At 47.2% G+C, this 21,151-nt stretch carries 21 protein-coding genes; 12 read left to right on the top strand and 9 right to left on the bottom strand.

The window, feature by feature from the left end:
* Positions 1-110: 110 nt before the first annotated feature.
* A complete protein-coding gene (locus tag HUN05_17515; protein ID WDP86702.1) occupies positions 111-557 on the bottom strand; it encodes a hypothetical protein in 447 nt (148 codons plus the stop codon).
* A 190-nt stretch (positions 558-747) separates the two neighbouring features.
* Between HUN05_17515 and HUN05_17510 the strand changes: the two genes are divergently transcribed.
* The 3 genes from HUN05_17510 to HUN05_17500 all read left to right on the top strand — a co-directional run bounded on the left by HUN05_17510 (position 748) and on the right by HUN05_17500 (position 4,699).
* The gene (locus HUN05_17510) at positions 748-954 is read left to right on the top strand and encodes a hypothetical protein (GenBank protein ID WDP86701.1); all 207 of its coding nucleotides are present in this window, start codon (positions 748-750) and stop codon (positions 952-954) included.
* A gap of 619 nt (positions 955-1,573) precedes the next feature.
* Positions 1,574-4,174: a leucine--tRNA ligase gene (locus HUN05_17505; protein WDP86700.1), complete on the top strand. Its 2,601-nt coding sequence runs from the start codon at positions 1,574-1,576 to the stop codon at positions 4,172-4,174.
* 21 nt (positions 4,175-4,195) lie between these two features.
* Entirely contained in the window at positions 4,196-4,699 is a 504-nt protein-coding gene (locus HUN05_17500) for a hypothetical protein (protein WDP88117.1), read from the top strand.
* Positions 4,700-4,790: 91 nt separating this feature from the next.
* Here HUN05_17500 and rpsT read toward each other — a convergent pair whose 3' ends face one another.
* The gene (gene rpsT / locus HUN05_17495) at positions 4,791-5,042 is read right to left on the bottom strand and encodes a 30S ribosomal protein S20 (GenBank protein WDP86699.1); all 252 of its coding nucleotides are present in this window, start codon (positions 5,040-5,042) and stop codon (positions 4,791-4,793) included.
* Positions 5,043-5,143: 101 nt separating this feature from the next.
* On the opposite strand from rpsT, the gene murJ reads away from it, so the two are divergent.
* The 5 genes from murJ to HUN05_17470 are packed head-to-tail and all read left to right on the top strand — an operon-like array spanning position 5,144 to position 8,289.
* On the top strand, positions 5,144-6,604 hold the full coding sequence (murJ, locus tag HUN05_17490) for a murein biosynthesis integral membrane protein MurJ (GenBank protein ID WDP86698.1): 1,461 nt from the start codon (positions 5,144-5,146) through the stop codon (positions 6,602-6,604).
* 58 nt (positions 6,605-6,662) lie between these two features.
* Positions 6,663-6,965 (top strand): septum formation initiator family protein, encoded by a 303-nt coding sequence (locus HUN05_17485; GenBank protein ID WDP86697.1) that lies wholly within the window; start codon positions 6,663-6,665, stop codon positions 6,963-6,965.
* On the top strand, positions 6,962-7,327 hold the full coding sequence (locus tag HUN05_17480) for a hypothetical protein (protein ID WDP86696.1): 366 nt from the start codon (positions 6,962-6,964) through the stop codon (positions 7,325-7,327). The genes HUN05_17485 and HUN05_17480 overlap by 4 nt, the downstream gene beginning before the upstream one ends.
* 10 nt (positions 7,328-7,337) lie before the next feature.
* Complete coding sequence (locus tag HUN05_17475; GenBank protein WDP86695.1) at positions 7,338-7,841, top strand: rhodanese-like domain-containing protein; 504 nt, start codon at positions 7,338-7,340, stop codon at positions 7,839-7,841.
* Entirely contained in the window at positions 7,780-8,289 is a 510-nt protein-coding gene (locus tag HUN05_17470; protein WDP86694.1) for a DoxX family membrane protein, read from the top strand. The genes HUN05_17475 and HUN05_17470 overlap by 62 nt, the downstream gene beginning before the upstream one ends.
* Here the strand turns inward: HUN05_17470 and HUN05_17465 are convergent.
* Positions 8,276-9,121 carry a formylglycine-generating enzyme family protein gene (locus HUN05_17465; GenBank protein ID WDP86693.1) on the bottom strand — a complete coding sequence of 282 codons (846 nt, stop codon included), beginning with the start codon at positions 9,119-9,121 and terminating at the stop codon, positions 8,276-8,278. The genes HUN05_17470 and HUN05_17465 overlap by 14 nt on opposite strands.
* 137 nt (positions 9,122-9,258) lie before the next feature.
* On the opposite strand from HUN05_17465, the gene HUN05_17460 reads away from it, so the two are divergent.
* A complete protein-coding gene (locus HUN05_17460) occupies positions 9,259-9,981 on the top strand; it encodes a LysM peptidoglycan-binding domain-containing protein (GenBank protein ID WDP86692.1) in 723 nt (240 codons plus the stop codon).
* 166 nt (positions 9,982-10,147) lie between these two features.
* Positions 10,148-12,208, top strand: coding sequence for a GAF domain-containing protein (locus tag HUN05_17455; protein WDP86691.1), 2,061 nt, complete (start codon positions 10,148-10,150; stop codon positions 12,206-12,208).
* Between the two features lie 208 nt (positions 12,209-12,416).
* On the opposite strand, the gene HUN05_17450 is transcribed toward HUN05_17455, so the two are convergent.
* The 5 genes from HUN05_17450 to HUN05_17430 are packed head-to-tail and all read right to left on the bottom strand — an operon-like array spanning position 12,417 to position 16,986.
* Positions 12,417-13,100: a phosphoribosylanthranilate isomerase gene (locus HUN05_17450; GenBank protein WDP86690.1), complete on the bottom strand. Its 684-nt coding sequence runs from the start codon at positions 13,098-13,100 to the stop codon at positions 12,417-12,419.
* On the bottom strand, positions 13,097-13,903 hold the full coding sequence (locus tag HUN05_17445) for an indole-3-glycerol-phosphate synthase (GenBank protein ID WDP86689.1): 807 nt from the start codon (positions 13,901-13,903) through the stop codon (positions 13,097-13,099). The genes HUN05_17450 and HUN05_17445 overlap by 4 nt, the downstream gene beginning before the upstream one ends.
* 1 nt (position 13,904) lies before the next feature.
* The gene (gene trpD / locus HUN05_17440) at positions 13,905-14,924 is read right to left on the bottom strand and encodes an anthranilate phosphoribosyltransferase (protein WDP86688.1); all 1,020 of its coding nucleotides are present in this window, start codon (positions 14,922-14,924) and stop codon (positions 13,905-13,907) included.
* Between the two features lies 1 nt (position 14,925).
* The gene (locus HUN05_17435) at positions 14,926-15,495 is read right to left on the bottom strand and encodes an aminodeoxychorismate/anthranilate synthase component II (protein WDP86687.1); all 570 of its coding nucleotides are present in this window, start codon (positions 15,493-15,495) and stop codon (positions 14,926-14,928) included.
* Between the two features lie 12 nt (positions 15,496-15,507).
* Positions 15,508-16,986 carry an anthranilate synthase component I family protein gene (locus HUN05_17430; protein WDP86686.1) on the bottom strand — a complete coding sequence of 493 codons (1,479 nt, stop codon included), beginning with the start codon at positions 16,984-16,986 and terminating at the stop codon, positions 15,508-15,510.
* A 512-nt stretch (positions 16,987-17,498) separates the two neighbouring features.
* Between HUN05_17430 and HUN05_17425 the strand changes: the two genes are divergently transcribed.
* Positions 17,499-19,037: a radical SAM protein gene (locus tag HUN05_17425; GenBank protein ID WDP86685.1), complete on the top strand. Its 1,539-nt coding sequence runs from the start codon at positions 17,499-17,501 to the stop codon at positions 19,035-19,037.
* The gene (locus HUN05_17420; protein WDP86684.1) at positions 19,034-20,266 is read left to right on the top strand and encodes a CinA family nicotinamide mononucleotide deamidase-related protein; all 1,233 of its coding nucleotides are present in this window, start codon (positions 19,034-19,036) and stop codon (positions 20,264-20,266) included. Before HUN05_17425 ends, HUN05_17420 begins: the two co-directional genes overlap by 4 nt.
* A 118-nt stretch (positions 20,267-20,384) precedes the next feature.
* Here the strand turns inward: HUN05_17420 and HUN05_17415 are convergent, their stop codons facing one another.
* Positions 20,385-21,119: an alpha/beta hydrolase gene (locus HUN05_17415; GenBank protein WDP86683.1), complete on the bottom strand. Its 735-nt coding sequence runs from the start codon at positions 21,117-21,119 to the stop codon at positions 20,385-20,387.
* Positions 21,120-21,151 lie beyond the last annotated feature (32 nt).

The raw sequence follows: 21,151 nt of genomic DNA, 5'->3' as shown, positions 1-21,151 counted from the left end.
TTCCGCTGGCGCTGAGGCAGATCCGGGAACCGAAACCGTGACACAGAATTCTGAACATTCCCCACATGAAGGCTTTTTTCCAATATCGCAACTTAACGTTAGGGCGGCATTCATAAGTCTTCTCCTTTGAGGTCGTCCAGATTCTGCTGGATTCCCAGGATCTGAGAAATTTTTTTTTGAGCTTCAATGATGAGTCCCGCCTGCTTTAGCTTGTGCTCTAATTTGGATTTCTCTTTTTGAAGTCTGGCGACCTCTATGGCCAATGGGTTCTTCTTTTTTGGTTTCCTTCCTCGTTTTCGAGGTGCCATGGCATTGAGAAGTCCTTTGTCCCGAGCTTTGCGCCAATCGGTTAAATTTGATGAATAAAGGCCTTCTCTTCGAAGAATCTTGCTAATCCCTCCGATTTCGGTACAATTTTCAATCTCTTGGAGAATACGCAGTTTATAAGAAACAACGAATCTACGCCGGGGTTTTTTTTCAGGTACTTCAGGATCAGGGATTGAATCCTGGCTCCCCAAGGAGGCCCCAATTCCAGTCGCCCTATGGGCTCCTTCCATTGGTGCCTCCTTGGGGGCTGCCTGATTTTCGGATTCAGGTAGTGGGTTCATTTTTATCGATTTCATAAGTAATAATCCTTACCCGCCCTACACTAATTTATCAATGGGTAAGTGTCTCACTCACATTGTCACAGAGGGTAGTGTTAATATCGAAAACGTAGTACAGGTTAGATTGGACGGAAATATAATATTGGAAAAACAGGGAAGAACCTATAAAAGTTGGATGGAAAACTATAACGGGGAAACGGGCTTTTTTTTGTTCAAATATTCGGTTCCCGATCATCTTCCTCTTCGAAAGAAATTACACTTACAAATTATTCTGGAGAAAAAAAATAAAGAAATTGAAAAACGATATGGCCCTCTAAAAATTGTTTTAATTAAACTTTCAGATGAATAAATATTATTGATCATGAAATGCCGGATGAACCGGGATTTGAGAAGCGAAAAGGTCCTGCCACACCGGACCTGCGGTGCCTGTAGTGAGGACAGGGCATATGTTTGAGGTTATGATCGAATAAAACACTGAGATTTGCCAAATTAACGGTGGCTTTGATGTGTGACTGGGCGGTCTTAATTTGGCACAATAGGCGTCAGGTTATGATGCGAATGTGGGAAAGCAAAATTAAGTCAGGGCAGAAAATAGTTTCCTAAGGGGGATACATCAAAGCACTTGCAGGCCAGTATTTCGATGATGAGACCAACCTGCACCACAGCCCGAATCGGTACGATGACCCTGGGCTCACAACGAACCTAAAGCCGCCCTGGGAGCCGAATAATCTGGAGACTGTTGAATCTTTGAATATTCCCGGCATGGGCTGAACATTGATGTTTGGGTCAAGGGAATCCCTACAGGTTTTTTGATCCTTTGGTGTTGGGTGAAAAAAATTTATGGGCGCTTCTCAATATTTACCTGGGTCGGCCCTTTGTTTTTGTCCCGGACTTGCTATTTATATCCGCTTATGGCATCTAAAAGAGTTTAGTATATAATATAGATGCTTTTGAAAGGAATATAGATAATGGAGGAACGGTACACCCCTTCTTTGGTTGAACCCAAATGGCAGGATTATTGGAATAAAAATCAGCTTTTCAAGGTTGAAGAAGACCCCTCCCGGGAGAAATACTATCTTCTGGAAATGTTTCCATATCCCTCGGGCAAGATTCATATCGGCCATGTCCGCAACTATACCATCGGCGATGTGGTGGTGCGGTATAAAAGGATGAAGGGATTCAACGTGATTCATCCCATGGGCTGGGATGCCTTTGGCATGCCGGCTGAAAACGCCGCCATTGACAATAATACCCATCCTGCGGCCTGGACCTATGAAAATATAAGGGCCATGCGGGCCCAGTTGAAAAAAATGGGGTTTTCCTATGACTGGGACAGGGAGATTGCCACCTGCAGGCCCGAGTATTACCGCTGGGAACAATGGCTGTTTCTCAAGATGCTTGAGAAAGGCATGGCATACAGAAAAGAGTCCTATGTAAACTGGTGTGAAAAATGCCAGACTGTTCTTGCCAACGAGCAGGTTGAACAGGATCGGTGCTGGAGATGCTCCCAGGTGGTTCAGCAGAAGAAACTCTGGCAATGGTTTTTCAAGATCACAGACTATGCAGAAGACCTTCTGGTCCATTGCGATGAACTTCCCGGGTGGCCTGACAAGGTCACGGTGATGCAGAAAAACTGGATCGGAAAAAGCATCGGAGCTGAACTCAACTTCCAGATTGAGGGTAAAGATGAAAAACTGGCCGTATTTACCACAAGGCCGGATACCATATTCGGGGCCACCTTTATGTGTCTTGCCCCTGAACATCCCCTGGTGGAAACCTTGTCCAAAGGGACGGACCAGGAATCTGCGGTCACTGAGTTTGTGGAAAAGGTATCCAAGCAGGAACGGTCTGCCGACGGTGTTGAAAAATATGAAAAAGAAGGGGTGTTCACAGGTGCATATTGCATCAACCCTGCAACCGGTAAGAAGATTCCCGTTTACACGGCCAATTTCGTATTGATGGGCTATGGTACCGGCGCCATTATGTCTGTACCCGCAGGGGACCAGCGTGACTTTGACTTTGCCAAAAAATACAACCTGGATATACGGGTGGTGGTTCAGCCTGCGGGACAAGACCTTGATCCTGAAACCATGACCGAGGCCTATGCAGGCCCGGGTACCATGGTCAACTCAGGAGAGTTTAACGGTATGGATTCCAAGGAGGCCCTTGAAACCATGACCGACTGGCTGGACAGTCAGGGCCACGGTAAAAAAGCCGTATCCTATCGTCTTCGTGACTGGGGAATTTCAAGACAGCGGTATTGGGGCACCCCCATCCCTGTGATTCACTGCCCCTCCTGCGGGGTGGTGCCGGTGCCTGAGTCTGACCTGCCCATTACCCTGCCCGAAGATGCCAATCTGCTTGAAAAAGGCGGATCTCCCCTGGCCCACCTTGATTATTTTGCAACGGCGGTCTGCCCTGCCTGCGGCAGAAAAGATGCCCGACGGGATACCGATACCATGGATACGTTTGTGGAATCTTCCTGGTATTATCTGCGGTATTGTTCGCCGCGGTTTGATCAGGGCATGTTTGATCCCAAGGCAGTTGAATACTGGGCGCCGGTGGATCAGTATATCGGCGGTGTGGAGCATGCCGTGCTTCATCTGCTCTATTCCAGGTATTTTATGCGGGTGCTCAACACCCTGGGGCTCATTGATTTTAAAGAACCCTTTACCCGGCTTTTAACCCAGGGCATGGTCTGCAAGGAAACCATGACCTGTCCTGAACATGGATTTTTATTTCCGGAACAGGCTGAAAAAGACGGGGAGAAACTTGTCTGCACCCTTTGCGGCAAAGATGTGGATGTGGGCCGGGTGATCAAAATGTCCAAATCCAAGAAAAACGTGGTGGATCCCAACGAACTGCTGGAAAAGTACGGGGCAGACGTGACAAGGCTATTTTGTCTGTTTGCAGCCCCGCCTGAGCGGGATCTTGAGTGGAGTGAAGACGGGGTGGAAGGATCCAACCGGTTTGTCAACCGGGTTTGGCGCCTGGCCATGACCTGCATGGAAACGATTAAGGGGATAGCCCCCTATGCCGGCGTTGCCAAAGATCTTGGCTCTTCAGAAGCAAAGGCGCTGTACATCAAGGCCAATCAGACCATTCAAAAGGTATCCCAGGATATTGATAAAAGTTTTCATTTTAATACGGCCATATCTGCGGTCATGGAGCTGGTCAATGCCATGTACGGGGTGGATCCTGCCAAGACAGACGATGAGCTGAAATCTGTTTTTCTCTTCTGCCTTGAAAATGTGCTGCTTTTGCTCAGTCCCATTCTTCCCCATTTTTGCGAAGAGCTTTTTGAACGTATGGGGCATTCAGGTTCAATCCTGGAGCAGGCCTGGCCTGAGTTCAGAGAGGATTCCCTGAAAACCGATGAACTGCTTGTGGTGGTTCAGGTGAACGGAAAGCTTCGGGCAAAATTCACCATTGATGCGGGTATGGATCCTGAGAAAATCAAGGAGACTGCCCTGGCAGATGATAATATCATCAAGCATGTTCAGGACAAACCCATCAAAAAGATAATCGTGATTCAGAAAAAACAAACCCTTGTTAATATTGTGGTGTAGCCTATGAAAAGATTTCGTTGGATGAAAAAAATTGTATTGGTGATGGCGGCAGGCTTCTTGGTTGCCGGCTGCGGCTACCGCCTGGCCGGGGGAGGGTATCTTAACGAAACCGTGTCCAGGGTTTCTGTGGCCGTGTTTGAAAACAACAGTGCCCAGTCCCGTGCCGGCATGAGTTTTACCAATGAAATGATCAGGGAAATTACGGAAAAGTCAGATACCCGGGTGGTGGATACCGCAGGTACGGTCCAGAGCATCACCGGGGTGATTCAGTCCATTACCTTTTCCACCCTGTCCAGATCCTCAACGGAAAATGTTACGGAAAGACAGGTGACCGCCGTCGTGGATGTCAAGCTGACAGATCCTGACGGAAAGATTACCTGGTCGGTCAAAGATTTCTCAGCCAAAGAATCTTATACCGTGTCCACAGATACAATAAATGATGAATCCAACAAGCGTGATGCCGTGGATACCATTGCAGAGCGTGTGGCCGAACGCCTGGTCAGTCAGATGCTGAGCAACTTTTAAAACAAAACAGGAGTTATACCGTAATTCAGGTATAACTCCTGTTTTTAATTGTCTGGACCGGCTGTGCTAATGAAAGGCCATTGCCCGCAATTTATGCGTTTACAAATTTGGAAAGTCTTGAGATCTTTCTGGAAGCGGTTTTCTTGTGAATAATGCCTTTTTTAGCGGCTTTGTGAATGGCAGACTGGGTCTGTCTCATGAGCTCTTCTGCATTTTCACCGGAGGTTTTGACTTCACGCAGCTTTTTCTCCAGGGTTTTAAGGGCGGTTTTGACGGATTTGTTTCTCATCCGTCTGACCTGACTTTGTTTTGCACGTTTTTTTGCGGATTTATGATTAGCCAACTTGGTCTAGCTCCTTCATATAATTAGTGAATTAAATTTAATGACGCATATTTCAAATTCGATAACATATACGGATTAATGGTCATTGTCAAGGAAAACCTGTGGTAAGTTTTTTTCGAAAAGCAGCCTCCATCAGCGGCATCACCCTGTGTTCCCGGATTCTGGGGATGATCAGAGATGCATTGATTGCCTTTGTCTTTGGTGCCAGCCTTACCTCTGATGTTTTTTTTATTGTTTTTCGGCCCTTTGATCTGCTCAGAAAGATGATGTCCGAGGGCCTGTTGAGCGTTTCTTTTATCCCTGTGTTTTCATCCTACCTGGCCTGCGGCAGAAAAGATCAGGCGGTTTCCATGTTTCTTTCCGCCGTGTTCATCATCGTTTCTCTCTCTGCCGGCATGATTTGTCTGGGCTTTTATTTTGCCCCGGCAATCATCAAGCTCCTTGCGCCGGGGTATGCCCAGGACCTTTATGCCGTGACCCTTGGGGCCTTGTTATTTAAAATCATGCTGCCATATCTGTTGACCATTCTCGGGGTTGCCTTGTCCATGGGGGGCCTCAACAGCCTGGGCAGTTTTCATGTCCCGGCATTCATCCCTGTTCTACTGAATCTGACCATGATCGGGGCGGCCTTGTTTCTGGCCGACAAGTTTCACCCCAAGATTCTGGCTCTCGGGGTGGGCGTGACCCTGGGCGGGATTGCCCAGCTGGTGTTTCACCTGCCGTCTTTGATAAAATTCAAGATGCTGGACTTTAAACACTTTGTATTTTTCCATCCCGGTGTGATCCAAACCTTGAAAAATATAATTCCCTCAATGGTGGGGGCGGCAGCCTTCCAGGTCAATATTCTGGTTGCAGGCCTTTGGGCCTCAACCCTGATTCCGGGGGCTGTCTCTTTTCTCTATTATGCAGAGCGTCTTGTTCAGCTTCCCCTGGCATTGTTTGCCGTGTCCCTGTCCACGGTCTTTTTCCCATTGCTTGCCGGCAGGGCCGCCACCCAGAGCCTGGGCCTTGTGCAACCGGCCTTTGAAGCGGGTATCCGGCTGGTGTTTTTTTTGACAATTCCGGCCATGGCAGGGATCATGGCATTAAACCGGCCGATTGTGGCGGTGTTGTTCGGCAGGGGGGCCTTTGATTCCTTGGCCGTTGCCCATACGGGACGCTGCCTTTTTTTTCTGGCCGCAGGGCTGTGGGCCGTTGCCGGAACCCGGATTTTTGCAAGCTTTCACCAGGCCTTGTCAAACGTCTGGCTGCCATTTGCAGCAGGGATGGTCACCATTGTTACCAATCTATGTCTGGTTCGGGTATTGGCCGATGTTTTGGGAGTGGAAGGCCTTGCCCTGTCTGTTTGTCTTTCTTCTGTGGCAGGATTTATAATTTTGCTGATCGGCTCTCTGGCTCACATCAGGCTGACCCGAATACTTGTTTCTGCTTGCAGAGCTGTTTTTATCTCTGGTATAATGTTTTTTCTCGTACGCTGGATATGGACATTTTGGATGCAAGGAACGATGATTGTTCAGGCTGCCGGGTTGGTTGCAACCATTTTTACCGGCATTATTTTTTAGGGGCAATGGTTTTTGCAAATTCTGAAATGACCTTGTTAAAGGAGATGGTTAAGCGTAAATGACCAGTCTTGAAAAATTGTGTTTTTATTTTGGAATCAGCCTCTGTCTTGTATTGCTGGGAATGATTTTTTTTTCCACCAAAGGGGTGATGGATTACCAGGCCCTGAAAAAGACCGAAGAACGCATTCAAATTCAGGCCGAATTTGAGGCCGGACAGAACCGGAAAATAGAAAAAGAAATCAAGAGCCTTAAACATGATATTGAATATATACGTCATCTGGCAAAGCATGAACACGAAATGGCCGATCCGGATGAATTCATATTTAAAGAAAAGGTAAAGCCAAAGGACGCTTTAAAATGAGCTATAAGTTTGCCAGTATTGAACTTGCACGTCTCTATGAAACCCAGGGATATCTTCAGGATGCACTGGATACCTATAAAAAATTGGATGATGATGTGCTCAAAGGCGGCGCAGAAGTCAGGGCCGCAGTCAAACGGGTGGAAATGGCCCTTGATGGAAACGTACAAAAAAAAGAATATTCAGAACCTAAAAAAGATATTCAAAAGATCCTTGCCCTGCTCAACCAGGATGCGGCCAAACGCTTTTCAGACTCGCCTTTGTTTGATCGGGAAAAGATTGCCCGGCTCATGGAAAAATGGCTGATGCTCATGGTGGTTCAAAAACGGGTCCAATCCTTTAAGGCGATAAGCAAGAGGTTGTAATACGCGTGTCATGAATTTTAAAGATATTCAAGGGTGTGTGTTGATTATCGGCCTTGCTATGGGTCTTGGAATCGGAGTGAATTGGATTTCTCCCCATGGCATTGCCCTGTTCGGCCAGTGGGATCCTGATACCGGTGTGGTCATGGCCGGATCCAATCAGGAAAATCATCTCGTTGCCGACGAGCTTAATAATCCTTTGCGGGTAATACGGATGGTCCAGGCGAAAACCGCTGTTTTAGTGGATGTCAGGCGGGCCGATATTTATGCGATGGGCCATATTCCCGGGGCAGTTTCCTTTCCCCTTTATGAATTTGACACGGCCTTGTCCTTTTTTTTGGACCTGATTAAAAAACAAGATACGGTATTGGTTTATTGTGCCGGGGTTGAATGCCAGGACAGCCATGCCTTTGCCTCCCGCCTCATCCAGATGGGCTTTGTCAGTGTAAAGGTCTATGCCGGGGGATTTCGCGAGTGGAAAGAGATGGGATTTGAGGTGGAAGCCGATGAAAGCTGAACATGGATATTTAAAGATCATTATTTTTGCCCTGCGCCTGGTTCTGGGAGGAACATTTATCTATGCCTCAGGGCATAAAATCGCAGCACCGGACCAGTTTGCAAAGATTCTTTACGGGTATGGTGTCTTTCCCGGCAAATGGATCAATCTGATGGCCATCTGCCTGCCCTTTGTGGAGCTTCTTGCAGGAATTTGCCTTATTGCAGGCCGGTATAAACGTTCTGCCCTTATCATCATCAATGCCATGCTGCTGGGCTTTATTCTTCTGATCTCCTTTAATCTGTTGAGAGGATATCAGTTTGACTGCGGCTGTTTTTCCTTTGGCAGCACCCATGACCAGTCCAGTGCAGTGGGATTGCTGGTCCGTGACTTGGGGTTACTGGGGGCCGGGATCTGGGTTTGGACCCGATTGACAAGTTCAGGTAAAAACAGCCTTATTTCTTCCTGACGATCCTGAAGCCCAAGCTGTTTTTCCGGGCAATGGGTTTATAATAGGTCCGGTAGGCAGACCGCTGGTATTTGCTGGTCTGGTACCAGCCGCCTCCCCTGACCACCCGGTGATCTCCTTTGGTTTCAAGGGGATCTATGATCTTGTCCACATAGGTGCGGGTGACAACCCCGACCTTTGCTTTCCAGAAATGCCGCCATTTACAGCTGTCCTGGACCCATTCCTGGACATTGTCGTGCATGTCGTACAATCCCCAGGCATTGGGGGTTAAAACGCCCACAGGATGGGGTTTAAAATCCCTTGCAGGCCCGGCAAGCCCTGAGTTGTAACAATACCATGCCGTGTCAATAAGGGCAGGTTCTGGGGTATTGCAGGAAAAGGTGGTGATTTTTCCTGAGGAAAGGGCTGTGGTGCTTCCGGCCCTGCAGGCATACTCCCACTGGGCTTCCGTTGGCAGGCTGTATTTGTTTGTGCCTTCCCATCGATTGAGAAACTCAATAAATGCTACGGCATCCTGCCATGAAACATTGTCCACAGGATAGGCATCTCCCAGCTTAAAAGAAGAGGGATTGGGCGAGACCAGGCGGTTCCACTCTCCCTGGGTGACCTCGGTTTCACCCATGTAAAAGCCTTTACTGATGGTCACTCGGTGCTGGGTTTCGTTCCATTGCCTGCCCTGTTCGGTTTCAGGACTTCCCATGACAAAGGATCCTGGGGGGATGAAAACAAAGCGCATGCCCAGTTTGTTGGTAAAGCCGGACTGGGCCATGGCCGAAGGAATCATGGTCATGACGAAAAAAAACAAGGCAACGAGAATCAATTTTGAATTCATAGATATATCCTAAGGGTTTGGGTCGGTATCCTAATTGCGACTCTATCACACTTAAAACCTGTGATTCAATCCTTTTTCCGTCTTAAAAATCCATGGGTAAATTTGGGTTATGGGTTGAAAAATAAGGCCCAGATGATATGAAAGACAAGGCGAGAAATTCTTATCACAGGAGCTGCAAGGATGAAACAAAAGGCCAAGCCTCAGTCAAAAATACCCACCACCGGCAGGAACACCAATCAGAAAAAAAGGCAGAGGCCCCGGATTATGGGGGATCATTGCTTAAAAAAAATGAGTTCACCCTGATTATTGTCGGGGCGCTGGTGGTTACGATCCTTGTTTTTTTTCTTTTTTTCAGGGCGTCGGATGAAAATTTAACCCAAAAGGAATCGTCAGCCAAGGATCTAACGGCCCATCCAGCACAGAAAACCGCTGCCATGGAAACCAGGGTGGCGGATTTGGAAGTTGAAATGGCCCGGATGATCTCAGCGTCTTCCACCCAGGGCCAGGCTGCAAATTCTCCCAAGGGACTGTCAGAGCTTGATCAGCGGGTGAGCCGGCTTGAAACGGCAATGAGTGTGAAATTAGACGCATTGATCGGACGGATGGCAACACTTGAAAAAAAGATGGACGCCATGAAATACAAGGTCTCCTCAGCTCCGGTTAAGCGGCCTGCCGTGTCTGTGAAAAAAACAAGTGTCCAGCCCAAGCCCAGTAAATCCTTGTTTCATACGGTGAAAAAAGGAGAGACTCTTTGGTTTATTTCACAAAAATATAAAATATCGGTGACCGCCATAAGAAAGCTCAACAACCTTTCTGCAAAGGACAAGATTTATCCGGGCAACAATATTCTTGTCCGCTGATTTTTAAAAAGACAGATTTAAAAAGACCTGTTTAAAAAAAGTTGTCCGGCTTTTTTTAAAAGAATATCTTTAGTTTTAATTCATCAGTGCAGATCATTCCAAGGGCAAGTTTGTAAATTTTTTGGTGATCGTATTTTAACGTTTGAATGGAAAAAAGGATATGGGTTTGAACAATCCGTTGACAGAAAAAATATTTCAATCGCTTATGGATTTTACCCTTGAACTTTACTCGCTTGAGGACATGAGAAAGGTATTATCCTTGATCGTTGAAAAAACAGTTCAGCTTGTCAATGCCGACAGGTGTACCTTGTATCTGTTGGATAAAAATATGAATGAACTTTATTCTGAATTTTATTATGGCATGCCCGTTAAAAAGATTACACTTCCGCTGAATAATAAAAGCATTGCCGGATACTGCGGATTTCATAAAATCAAAATGAATATTGCCGATGCCTATGGCGATATTGGCAAGCAATATAAGGGCCTTAAATTTGACCGCTTTTTTGACAAGTTAAATCATTATAGAACAAAATCCATCCTATGCCTGCCCTTGGTTGATGGGGACAATCAATTGCTCGGTGTTATAAGCCTTTTAAACAGTGCATCACCCCATGGGTTTTCTAAAAAAGACGAATTTATTTTGGAAAATATCGTCCGCCATACCATCATTTCAATCAATCGTTTGCAGCGCCAGGAGTTGGCAAAGATTTTTTCAGAAACCGATCAGAAAAAATTATTGGGCAGCCAAAAACGCTTTGTGGCTTTTTTTGATATCATTGAATATACAAGGCTGAGTGAGGCATTGGGAGATGATAAAATCAAAAAAATTCTACAAGCCTGGGAAGAAGATCATATTCGATTGATAAATGCCTATGGCGGCATTTATGTCAAGTCGGTCGGGGACGAAATCATGTCTTTGTTTGGGATGGATGCATTATCAACCGAGCCCCAACCTCCGTCAGATCCGTTTGGGATAAACCCAATCACCCTTGACACCTTTATCCGTTTAAAACAAAAGATTTCAAACCACACGAATTTAAACCCGTTTATTTTGAAATACACGCACTGGTTTGAAACCCACAAAGACCGGTTTGATCAGAAAACCCTTCATAGAGCGGAAAAATTCAAGCAATCTTTATGGGCTGAAAATGTCATTCGGTTTATGTACATGGCCCAAAAAAATATGATTCGGCTGAACCATTTTTTCTTTGCAAAAAAGATTTTAACCCAAGAAAAAAAACACAGGGTATTTATCAAGGGCGGGGCTGAGTTTGGCTCTATTATCATTGATTTTGATTTTTACGGCAGGATAGATGCCATTGGCGATACTGTAAATGTGGCATCCAGGATTACGGACAAAGGAAATAATTATTCAATTTTTGATAGGGTTGTGGAACAGCCCTTATTGATTGGACCAAACTTTAATGCGCTTTTACCCCAAAAAGAGTTTATCAACAAAACAAAAAATTATATCCGGGTCAAAGGCAAGGAAGACCCGATTTATATTTATTCCATTGACAGCTTAAAATCATTAGAAAACAGGGCCTTGATTCCCCAAACTCTTTTTTCCCGTTATAAAAAAGAGATCGGGGTCCAAATGAATGCTTTGGACCGTATCGAGCAAAAAACACTGCCGTTTAACTATGCAATCTATAAAATTGAAATGGGTGATAAGTATTTGGTTGATCATTCAAAAAGGGTGGCCATCAACTCTCTTCATATCATTGATTTGATCAATAAACATATTGAGAAAAATGAGTCGGGTAAAATTCAGACAATCACTTTTGAGCAGAAAAAAACAACCGTGATCGTTGCCCTGCTGCATGACATCGGCAAACATGCTCTCAATGATCAGGTAAAGGCCTATATTGATCCGACCAAAAGTATTCGAGAGCTGAACAGAAATGAAACTCGGGTGTTTAACCGATTGGTCAGCTCTTTGGGCTGTTCAATCATGGAAAGCATTCATGAACTGAGATCATTTGCATATCTTGTGAAATATTCAGGATCTTATTTTAATGATTCTGATACAAAAGAGTCGTTTGAAGATAATCCCTCAAAAGAAAAGTTACCCATTGAATGCCGGATTGTCGCCATTGCCAATGCCATAGATTCCATTCTTTCAGATACCCCCTTTCAGGGAAAAATTAGATATTCAAGCGCTGATAAATATATTCCACTCAGATATGGATGCCTCAAAAAAGGCGTCCCAGATACAAAAGTTTGATCCAAAAATTGTGAGTATACTGATTGAATATTATCAGCAGGTTTTACTTGAAAAAAAAGACCTTGATTTTTACTGATTTTTTCAATTGACGCAACCTCAGCTTCCAGAAATGATCAATTGCCCGGAATCATCAAGGGGTATGTTGATACCGTGGGGCCCACACTATTTTTTGCCGTGGATTGATTGTTTTGGGTGTGAATTTGTTAAATTACCAAACTCTTTGCATGGGGCAGGCTTTTGCAGCCTCAACAAAGGCAAGCACTTTGGGTATATCTTTGATGCCGGGCGAGAGTTCCACACCTGAGGAGGCATCAACGGCCATGGGGGGTGCCTGGGCCAGGGCTTGCCCTATGTTGTCAGGGCTCAGGCCTCCGGCCAGCATCAGGGGAACCTGGGGGGTAAGATTTTGTGTCAGGCCGTAATCCCAGGTCTCGGCGTTTCCACCGGGCAGCACCCCTTTTCCGTATTCCACCAGGCATAAATCAGCATATTCATAGGTTTTAACAAGGGAGAAATCTGGTTTTCGGGCGGCAAAAAAGGCCTTGATCACCACAAGCCCCTGGTGTGAAAGCTGTTCTGCCAAAAGGGGAGGCTCGCTGCCGTGGAGCTGTACCCCCTGAATTCCTGTGCCTTCCACGGTTTGCATGATGGTATCAAAATCTTCATCCACAAACACCCCGCAGACCAGGACTGAAACCGGCAGGGCCGAGGTGATCTGTTTTGCTTTGTCAAACTCTATATTTCGAGGGCTTTTTTTTAAAAAGACAAGGCCGATCATGTCAGCGCCGGCATGGACGCATGCCAGCGCATTTTTAGGTTGGGTAAGACCGCAGATTTTGACAAGGGGTCGGGTCTTGTTTAAAAAGAACGGGTGTGGATTTTTTGGTTTCATGGCTGGGGTGTCGGCCTTTTTCCCCTGAGCGTCCGGATAAAGTTTTCAGGATCCTTTGCCCTGACAATGCTTTCTCCCACAAGAAAGTTGAAAATATTTTTTTCAAGGCCCTGTTCAATGCCCGAACGTGCACCTATGCCCGACGCTTCCACGGTAATAACATCCTTGGGAAATATTTTTGCCACCCGTTTGGCAACATCAGGGTCGGTTTTCAGGGTCGCAAGGTTTCTATTGTTGATGCCCACCACCTTTGCTCCAGCCGTATAGGCTTGTTCAAATTCCCATTCCGAATTGATCTCTACGAGAGGCTCCATTCCAAGTTCCCTTGAAAGGAGGGTGAATTCTGCCTGCTGGGCAGGGGAGAGCAGGGTGGTGATCAAGAGCAGGGCGGATGCGCCTGCCCGTTTGGCTTCATAGATCTGGTATTCGGTAAAGATAAAATCCTTGCGCAGCACCGGAAGATTTGTATGGGAACACACAATTTCAAGGTCATTGAGACTGCCTTTGAAAAATTGGGGTTCAGTGAGTACTGAAATGGCCCTGGCACCGCCTTGGGTATAGGTTTGGGTATAGGCTGGCACATCCAGATCCACATATATATCCCCTTTGGACGGGGAGGCTTTTTTAATTTCTGCAATGATGCCGGGGTCCTGGCTGTGGCTTTGGGCCATGGCCGCCAGAAAATCAGCAGGAGATTTGGCATGCTCGGCATCGTGGCGCACAGCGGTCAAAGGGATGGATGCCCTGGCCATGGCGATTTCCTGCTTTTTTGCATCTACGACTATTTTGAGAAAACCTTCCATTTTAGCTGTTCTCCCGGGTGTAGGCTGCCAATTGTTCCAGTTTTTCAAAGGCCTTGCCCGATTCAATGGAGGTTCTGGCCAGGGCGATGCCTTTTTCAATGTTGGGGGCTGCATCTGCCGCAACAAGAGCGGCACCAGCGTTGAGCAGCACCACATCCTGCCTGGGACCTTGTTCTCCCTTGAGGATGGCTTGGGTAATTTTGGCATTATAGGGCACATCCCCGCCAAGCAGGTCTTTGGGATCGCTGTAGTCGTCAAAATAGTTTAAGGGATCAATATCATAGGTTTTGATCATTCCGTCATCAAGTTCGGTCACCCGGGTAAGATCGGTGGTGGTGATCTCATCCATACCGTCGTGGCCGTGGACCACAAATGCCTTTTGTACCCCTAAAAGCTTGAGCGCTTTTGCAAACATTTCCGTGAGTTCGGGTGCATATACCCCCAGCAGCTGGCAGGAGGCTGCCGCAGGATTGGTCAAAGGTCCCAGCATGTTGAAGATACTTCGGATACCACAGTCTGTACGGGCTTTCATGGCATATTTCATGGACCCGTGGTACATGGGAGCAAACATGAACCCGATACCGATTTCATTGATGGCCTCTTCAACAATTTCAGGATCTGCCCCAAGATTGACGCCCAAAGCTTCAAGCACATCGGCTGATCCGCATTTGCTTGAAACACTTCGATTGCCGTGTTTGGCCACCGTGATGCCGGCCCCTGCCACCACAAAGGCCGTGGTGGTGGAAATGTTAAAGGATCCTGAGGCATCTCCGCCCGTGCCCACAATATCAATGACCGTTTTTGCCAGGGTCTGAACCCGTACGGCTTTGCGCCGCATGGCCCGGGCCGCCCCTGCCACTTCTTCAAAGGTTTCCCCCTTGGTGGCAAGGCCTGCCATAAAGGCCCCGATCTGGGCTTCTGTGATTTTTCCTGAAAAAATATGGGTCAGCATATCTGCCATGCTGTCCTGGTCAAGGTTCTGTCCTGAAATGATTTTGTTCAGGTGACAGGTAAAACTCATCTTATACTCCTTTGATAAAATTTCGGACAAGCCGTTTGCCCACGGTGGTCATAAATGACTCCGGGTGGAACTGAACTCCCTGGGTGGGATGGGTTTTATGCCTGATGCCCATAATTTCGCCGTCATCGGTCCTGGCGGTTACCACAAGGCAGTCGGGCAGGTCAGATTCCCGGACAGCTAGGGAATGGTAGCGCATGACTGAAAATGGTTTTTTAATGCCCGTATAAATAAATTCTCCGTCTGCTTTGACCATTGAGGTTTTGCCGTGCATGATTGATTTGGCATGGACCACAGTGCCTCCAAAGCTCTGGGCAATGGTCTGGTGGCCAAGGCATACCCCTAAAATGGGAATTTTACCTGAAATCTTTCTTACAAGATCCAGGGAGATGCCTGCATCTTCAGGCCGTCCGGGTCCGGGTGATATGATAATGGCGCCTGGGTTCATGGTTTCAAGTTCTTGAACTGATATTTTATCATTTCGAAATACCTCTACATCCACCCCGGTGTTCAGTACATAATGGACCAGGTTGAATGTAAAGGAATCATAATTATCAATAATAACAACCTTCATGACAACTCTCCCTTAGGATTGTGACAGGGCCAGCTTCAGGGCGGTTTCCACGCTTTTGGCCTTGTTAATGCATTCTTCAAGTTCAGCTTCGGGGTCTGAATCATGGACAATGCCTGCCCCTGCCTGGACCGTGAGCCTTCCTTTTTCCATGACTGCCGTGCGTATGGTTATGGCAAAATCCATGTTCCCCGTAAAGGAAATATATCCGGCCGCCCCGCCGTAGATTTCCCTGGGGCGGTTCTCAAGTTCGCCGATGATTTCCATGGCCCTGATTTTCGGGGCCCCTGACAGGGTGCCTGCAGGAAAGGTGGCCCGGAACAGGTCAAAGGCATCTGCCTCGGGTTTTAAATCACAGGTGATATTGGAGACCAGGTGCATGACATGGGAGTAGCGTTCGACAACCATGGTATCGGTGACCTGGACGGTTCCGGCCTGGGCCACCCTGCCAAGATCGTTGCGTCCCAGATCGATGAGCATGACATGCTCGGCCTTTTCCTTGTCGTCATTTAAAAGGTCGTCGGCGTAAAAGCGGTCCTCCTGCTCGGTTGTGCCCCTGGGCCTTGTGCCTGCAATGGGCCGCAGGGTGGCCACGTGGTTTTCAAGCCGGACCATGGTTTCAGGGGAGGAACCTGCAATCACCCGCTCTTTGAAATTCATGAAAAACATATAGGGAGAGGGGTTGATATACCGCTGGGCCCTGTAAATGAGCACAGGATCCACATCCGTTGTGCAGACAAAGGGCTGGGAATAGACTGCCTGGAAAATATCGCCTTGTACAATATGGTCTTTGATTTTATTGACCCCGTCCATATATTGTTCGGAAGGGGTTACAGGGCTTAAACTCACCTCGGCTGCAGGGGGATATGCTTTGGGGGCAACGGGCTGTTTTATGGTTTGAACCAGATAGTCCAGTGCCTGTCTTGCCCTTTCATACTCCGCACCGGGATCAACATCCTTTGTAAGATAGCAGATATTAAGACAGGTCATGGTCTGTTTGACATTGTCAAAAATCACCATCTGTTCGGGGATGATAAAGTGACCATAGGGGGTATCATCGGGCAGGGACACGGGTATATCTTCAAAAAAAGAGACCATTTCATAGGTGAAATATCCGGTGACCCCGCTCCAGAACCGTGGCAGGTCAGCAATATCTGCAGGGGTATAGGATTTGACAATTTTGCGCATCACCCCTAAAGGATCATTGTTGTGTTCTATTTTTTCACAGCCCTGGGCCGTGGTGACCTGAACATGGGTATTAAAGACCTTGATATGGCCAAAGGCAGATACCCCTAAAAAGCTGTATCTGGCCCAGCGTTCCCCGCCTTCAACGCTTTCAAGTAAAAAGCATTCTTTATTTTTGTCATAGCATTTTTCAAGGATGGAGACCGGGGTGTCCATATCGGCCAAAACCTGTGTGGCCACAGGGATGACATTGGCGGTCCGTGCAAGTTTTATAAAATTAGTTTTATCGGGGAGTTGATCTAAAATCATTGGGTTTTTCCTAAACAAAGCATCAAAAAAAAAGGCCGGCATAATCTTTTATGCAGCCTTGGGACTGCAACAGCACCATGGTTGGGTTTCGGCTGCTGCAGCTAATATCTTTTAAGGTCAGATCCTGTTTGAAAAAAGATGCAGCAGCAAAAACCAGCAAGGCATTGCCTGCCAGTTTTTTTGCCATCTAAGGTGGTATTTGCATCCAATGAAGTTCATTTTTTCCTCTCTGCCTTTTTGATCTGTTAAAGGGTAAATTAAAGGCTTTTTGGCCGATTGTCAAGACAAATGTTTCTGTTTAAAGAAACGGAACGGGTTTTTCTTTTTAAGGGGGATGACGGCCAGCAGGTTGCAAAGATGATGGCCGACAGCTTGCACATAGGGATGAAGATAAACGCCGGCATGGGTAATACCCATCCGGGTAAAGAGAGTGAAAATTCAAGGTGTGAATTGAATCAGAATATGATACAAAAGGGCGATTTTAACCGGAATGACGGAAACGATGCTTTATCATGCTTTTAATATTTCCCCCGGCTGCCAAGCCCTGTGAACCCCCGGCAGGGGTTGCCCTGCTTTCATCGGCCCTCAAATCAAACAACATAGACTGCAAGGTCTTTGATGCCAATGTTGACGGGTTGCGCTTTTTGATTGATTCTGTCTGCCTTTCAGATGTCAAGGCAGATGATTCCTGGACCCGGAGGGCGCTGAAAAATAAAGAGGCCATTTTTGGGGATTTGAAAGACCCGGGCCTGTATAAGAATATGGACCGCTACCATCAGCGGGTCTATGATTTAAACCGGCTGCTGACCATGTCCTGCGATCCAAACCGGTTCAGGATCACCCTGAGTGACTACTCGGACAATCAGCTTTCCTCGGTGGATTCAAAGGGGCTGCTCACAAGTGCTGCAACCTTTAAAGAAAATCCCTTTTACCCCTTTTTTGAGGAAAAAATCAGGCCCTTGATCCTTTCATGGGATAGCCCCTGGGTGGGAATATCCCTTTGTTTTTTGAACCAGGCCCTGGTCAGTTTTGCCCTGGCCGGCTGGATCCAGAAAAATTTTCCTGAAAAAAAATTGGTCATGGGAGGCGGACTGATCTCCTCCTGGATGAGCCGGCCGGACTTTAACAATCCGTTTTCAGATCTCATTGATGTGATGATCCCCGGAGAAGGGGAGCAGCCTTTGCTGAAATTGCTGGGGGCAGGCAATGTGGATAAAAAACATTATGTGCCTGATTATGAATTTGTTGACAATCATGACTATATTGCGCCGGCCCGGATTCTGCCTTTCAGGGCATCCATCGGCTGTTATTGGAGCAAATGCCGGTTTTGTCCTGAACGGGCCGAGACAAGACCCTACAGTGCCCAGCGGGCCTCCAAGGTAATCCAGGACCTGGATTCTTTAGGTCTTAACCATGGGCCTGAGGTCGTCCATTTTATTGATAACGCCGTGACCCCGGCGCTTTTAAAGGTCATGTCCAAAAGACAATTCCCCTTTAAATGGTACGGATTTGTGCGGTTTGAAAGGGATTTTGCAGATCTGAACTTCTGCCTTGGCTTAAAAAACAGCGGTTGTGAAATGCTCAAGCTCGGCCTTGAATCCGGTGACCAGGATGTTTTGGATGAAATGGGCAAGGGTACAAACTTGTCTTTGGCATCCAAGACCCTTGAAAATCTCAAAAAGGCAGGGATTTTAACCTTTGTTTATCTGCTGTTCGGCACCAGCTTTGAAGATGAGGCAGCTGCGAAAAAGACCCTTGACTATGTCAAAGTTCACCAGAATAATATGGATTATCTCAACCTTGCCGTATTTAACCTGCCCAAGTTCAGTCAGGATGCAAAGGGGCTTAAAACAACAGAATTTTACCATGGGGACCTGTCCTTGTATTTGAATTTTGATCATCCCAAGGGATGGGACCGCCGCCATGTGAAATCCTTTTTAGACAAAGAATTTAAAAAACAGCTGGGGGTGGGGTCTCGATTCAGGAAAAATCCTGCCTTTTTTTCATCCAACCATGCCATGTTTTTCAACGATTTGGAGACAGAAAAATGATTGCAGAAATTCTTTCCACAGGAGACGAGGTCCTGCTCGGAGATATCACGGATACCAACAGCCGTTTTTTATGCCGGCGGCTCAAGGATGCAGGCATTGCCGTGTCACGGATCACGGCAGTGGGAGATGATCTGTCAAAGATCAGTTCCGTTCTTAAAGCCATCGGGGCAAGGGTGGATATCTGCCTGGTGACAGGAGGCCTTGGGCCCACCTGCGATGATTTGACCGCCCAGGCCTGCGCTGTGGCCGCAGGCAAGGATATCGAACTCAACCTCCATGCCCTCAGCTCCATGAAATCCTATTTTAAAAAAAAAGGATACCCCTTTTCCAAGGCCAATGAAAAACAGGCCATGCTGCCCTTAGATGCCCGGGTGATTGAAAATGACTGGGGAACAGCGCCCGGGTTTGAAATGAAAATTGCCCAATGCCGGTTTTTCTTTATGCCGGGGGTGCCTTTGGAAATGCAGCAGATGTTTAAGATGGTGATCAGGCCCGATCTGCGCAAGATGACAGGAGATTCGGGCCAAATTAAAATTGAGCGTCTCATGGTATTTGGACTTGCCGAGTCAATGGTGGGATCCAAGCTTGAGAAATTTGCCTTAAAATTTCCCGGATTTGTTCTGGGATTCAGGGCCAGGTTTCCCATGATCGAGGTCAAGATCATGGCTTCACATGCCTCTGACCAGGAGATGGCAGCCCCCAGGGACTGGGTCATGGCTCAGTTGGGCAGAAAGGTGATTTCAACCGAGGGATTGACCCTGGCCCAGGAAACAGGCCGCCTTCTGGCCGAAAAAGGGCAGACCCTGAGCATTGCCGAGTCCTGCACCGGGGGACTGATTGCAAATTTGATTACAGATGTGGCCGGGGCCTCTGATTATTTTTTATTTTCCGCCATTACCTATGCCAACACGGCAAAAATGGATATCTTAAAGGTAAGCCCATCCACATTGGAGGCCCATGGGGCCGTCCATGAGCAAACGGCCGTTGAAATGGCCCAAGGGGCGCGCAAGGCCGGAAAATCAGATTGGGCCGTGTCCACCACAGGCATTGCAGGGCCGGGCGGCGGAAGCGATGAAAAACCTGTGGGAACGGTCTGTATCGGGGTGGCAGGCCCTGACGGGGCCTCTGGCCGCAGGTTTGTCCTGAATACCGGGGACAGGGCAAAAAACAAGTTATTGTTTGCAGCCACGGCTTTGGAATTGCTCAGAAGAGAACTGTCCCAAGATTAAAGGCGGCCCCCCTTGGAATTGGCTTGGTAATCAATTATAACCTGCTGTATTTAAAGATATTAATATCCAGTTGTCCCTAATTGTCAGTTTCTGACCTTCAGGTTATGAAAATTTCGGGCTAAAGACTAAAAATCTGTTGATACCAGGCCAGGGCCCGGACTTCAAAATCTGTCTGATCTGAAGGGTGGGTCATCTGGTGTGTTCCGTTTTTGTGGATAATTCGCTCTTTGGGAGACTGAATGGTGTTAAACAGGTCTTGGGCATTGGATATGGGCACAATTTCATCTTTATCCCCGTGAAATATCATAACATGGTGAAGGTGTTTGGCCTTGCCCAGAATGTCAAAGAGCAGGTTTTTTTCAAAAAAGGCCATGGGCAGGGCCGGGCGGTTGCCATTGGCCTGGGTGGGGATGTTTTTAATGGTTTGGCTTTTCACAGGGGATGCGCAGAGCACCCCGCCCATGGGAGGCCTTCCCATGAGTTCAAGCGTTTCCCAGGAGTTGATGCAGGTGGCCCCGCCTATGCTTGATCCGAACAGGGCAAGGTGGTTTGAGGTCAGGCCGAGCCCCATAAGATGATTCACGGCAGCGGCAAGATCCCGGGTCCTCAGATCCAGGGAGGTATCTTTGACAAAGTCGCCCTGGCTTTGGCCGCACCCGCGGTGGTCAAAACGGAAAAAAGCCATTCCGTTTTCAGGTAAAATCTTTGCCAGAACCTGCTGCTTGGCTGAATTCATTGTGCCTTCAAGGCCGTGGGAGCCCACAACAAGGGGAGGATTCGGGGTGTCAGGCAAATGAAGTTTTCCTTTGAGCACAAGCGTATCTGCATTAAACTGAGTATCTATGGTTTTCATCTTGTTTTTATTTTAATTTTCCTGTACGAATA

It is taken from the genome of Desulfobacter sp. (genome assembly GCA_028768545.1).
Lineage (GTDB): Bacteria > Desulfobacterota > Desulfobacteria > Desulfobacterales > Desulfobacteraceae > Desulfobacter.
The sequence above is the reverse complement of the archived record's forward strand: the minus strand, read 5'-3'. Positions and strand labels throughout refer to the sequence as shown.

Bases quoted from the DNA above. Each gene is read 5' to 3' on its own strand.
- HUN05_17425 (WDP86685.1), top strand. From the start codon at position 17,499: ATGCTTTTAATATTTCCCCCGGCTGCCAAGCCCTGTGAACCCCCGGCA.
- HUN05_17450 (WDP86690.1), bottom strand. From the start codon at position 13,100: ATGAAACCAAAAAATCCACACCCGTTCTTTTTAAACAAGACCCGACCC.
- HUN05_17500 (WDP88117.1), top strand. From the start codon at position 4,196: ATGAAAAAAATTGTATTGGTGATGGCGGCAGGCTTCTTGGTTGCCGGC.
- HUN05_17480 (WDP86696.1), top strand. From the start codon at position 6,962: ATGAGCTATAAGTTTGCCAGTATTGAACTTGCACGTCTCTATGAAACC.
- HUN05_17415 (WDP86683.1), bottom strand. From the start codon at position 21,119: ATGAAAACCATAGATACTCAGTTTAATGCAGATACGCTTGTGCTCAAA.
- HUN05_17460 (WDP86692.1), top strand. From the start codon at position 9,259: ATGAAAGACAAGGCGAGAAATTCTTATCACAGGAGCTGCAAGGATGAA.
- HUN05_17505 (WDP86700.1), top strand. From the start codon at position 1,574: ATGGAGGAACGGTACACCCCTTCTTTGGTTGAACCCAAATGGCAGGAT.
- trpD (WDP86688.1), bottom strand. From the start codon at position 14,924: ATGAGTTTTACCTGTCACCTGAACAAAATCATTTCAGGACAGAACCTT.
- HUN05_17435 (WDP86687.1), bottom strand. From the start codon at position 15,495: ATGAAGGTTGTTATTATTGATAATTATGATTCCTTTACATTCAACCTG.
- HUN05_17430 (WDP86686.1), bottom strand. From the start codon at position 16,986: ATGATTTTAGATCAACTCCCCGATAAAACTAATTTTATAAAACTTGCA.
- HUN05_17420 (WDP86684.1), top strand. From the start codon at position 19,034: ATGATTGCAGAAATTCTTTCCACAGGAGACGAGGTCCTGCTCGGAGAT.
- HUN05_17445 (WDP86689.1), bottom strand. From the start codon at position 13,903: ATGGAAGGTTTTCTCAAAATAGTCGTAGATGCAAAAAAGCAGGAAATC.
- HUN05_17465 (WDP86693.1), bottom strand. From the start codon at position 9,121: ATGAATTCAAAATTGATTCTCGTTGCCTTGTTTTTTTTCGTCATGACC.
- HUN05_17470 (WDP86694.1), top strand. From the start codon at position 7,780: ATGCCGGGGGATTTCGCGAGTGGAAAGAGATGGGATTTGAGGTGGAAG.
- HUN05_17515 (WDP86702.1), bottom strand. From the start codon at position 557: ATGGAAGGAGCCCATAGGGCGACTGGAATTGGGGCCTCCTTGGGGAGC.
- HUN05_17475 (WDP86695.1), top strand. From the start codon at position 7,338: ATGAATTTTAAAGATATTCAAGGGTGTGTGTTGATTATCGGCCTTGCT.
- HUN05_17485 (WDP86697.1), top strand. From the start codon at position 6,663: ATGACCAGTCTTGAAAAATTGTGTTTTTATTTTGGAATCAGCCTCTGT.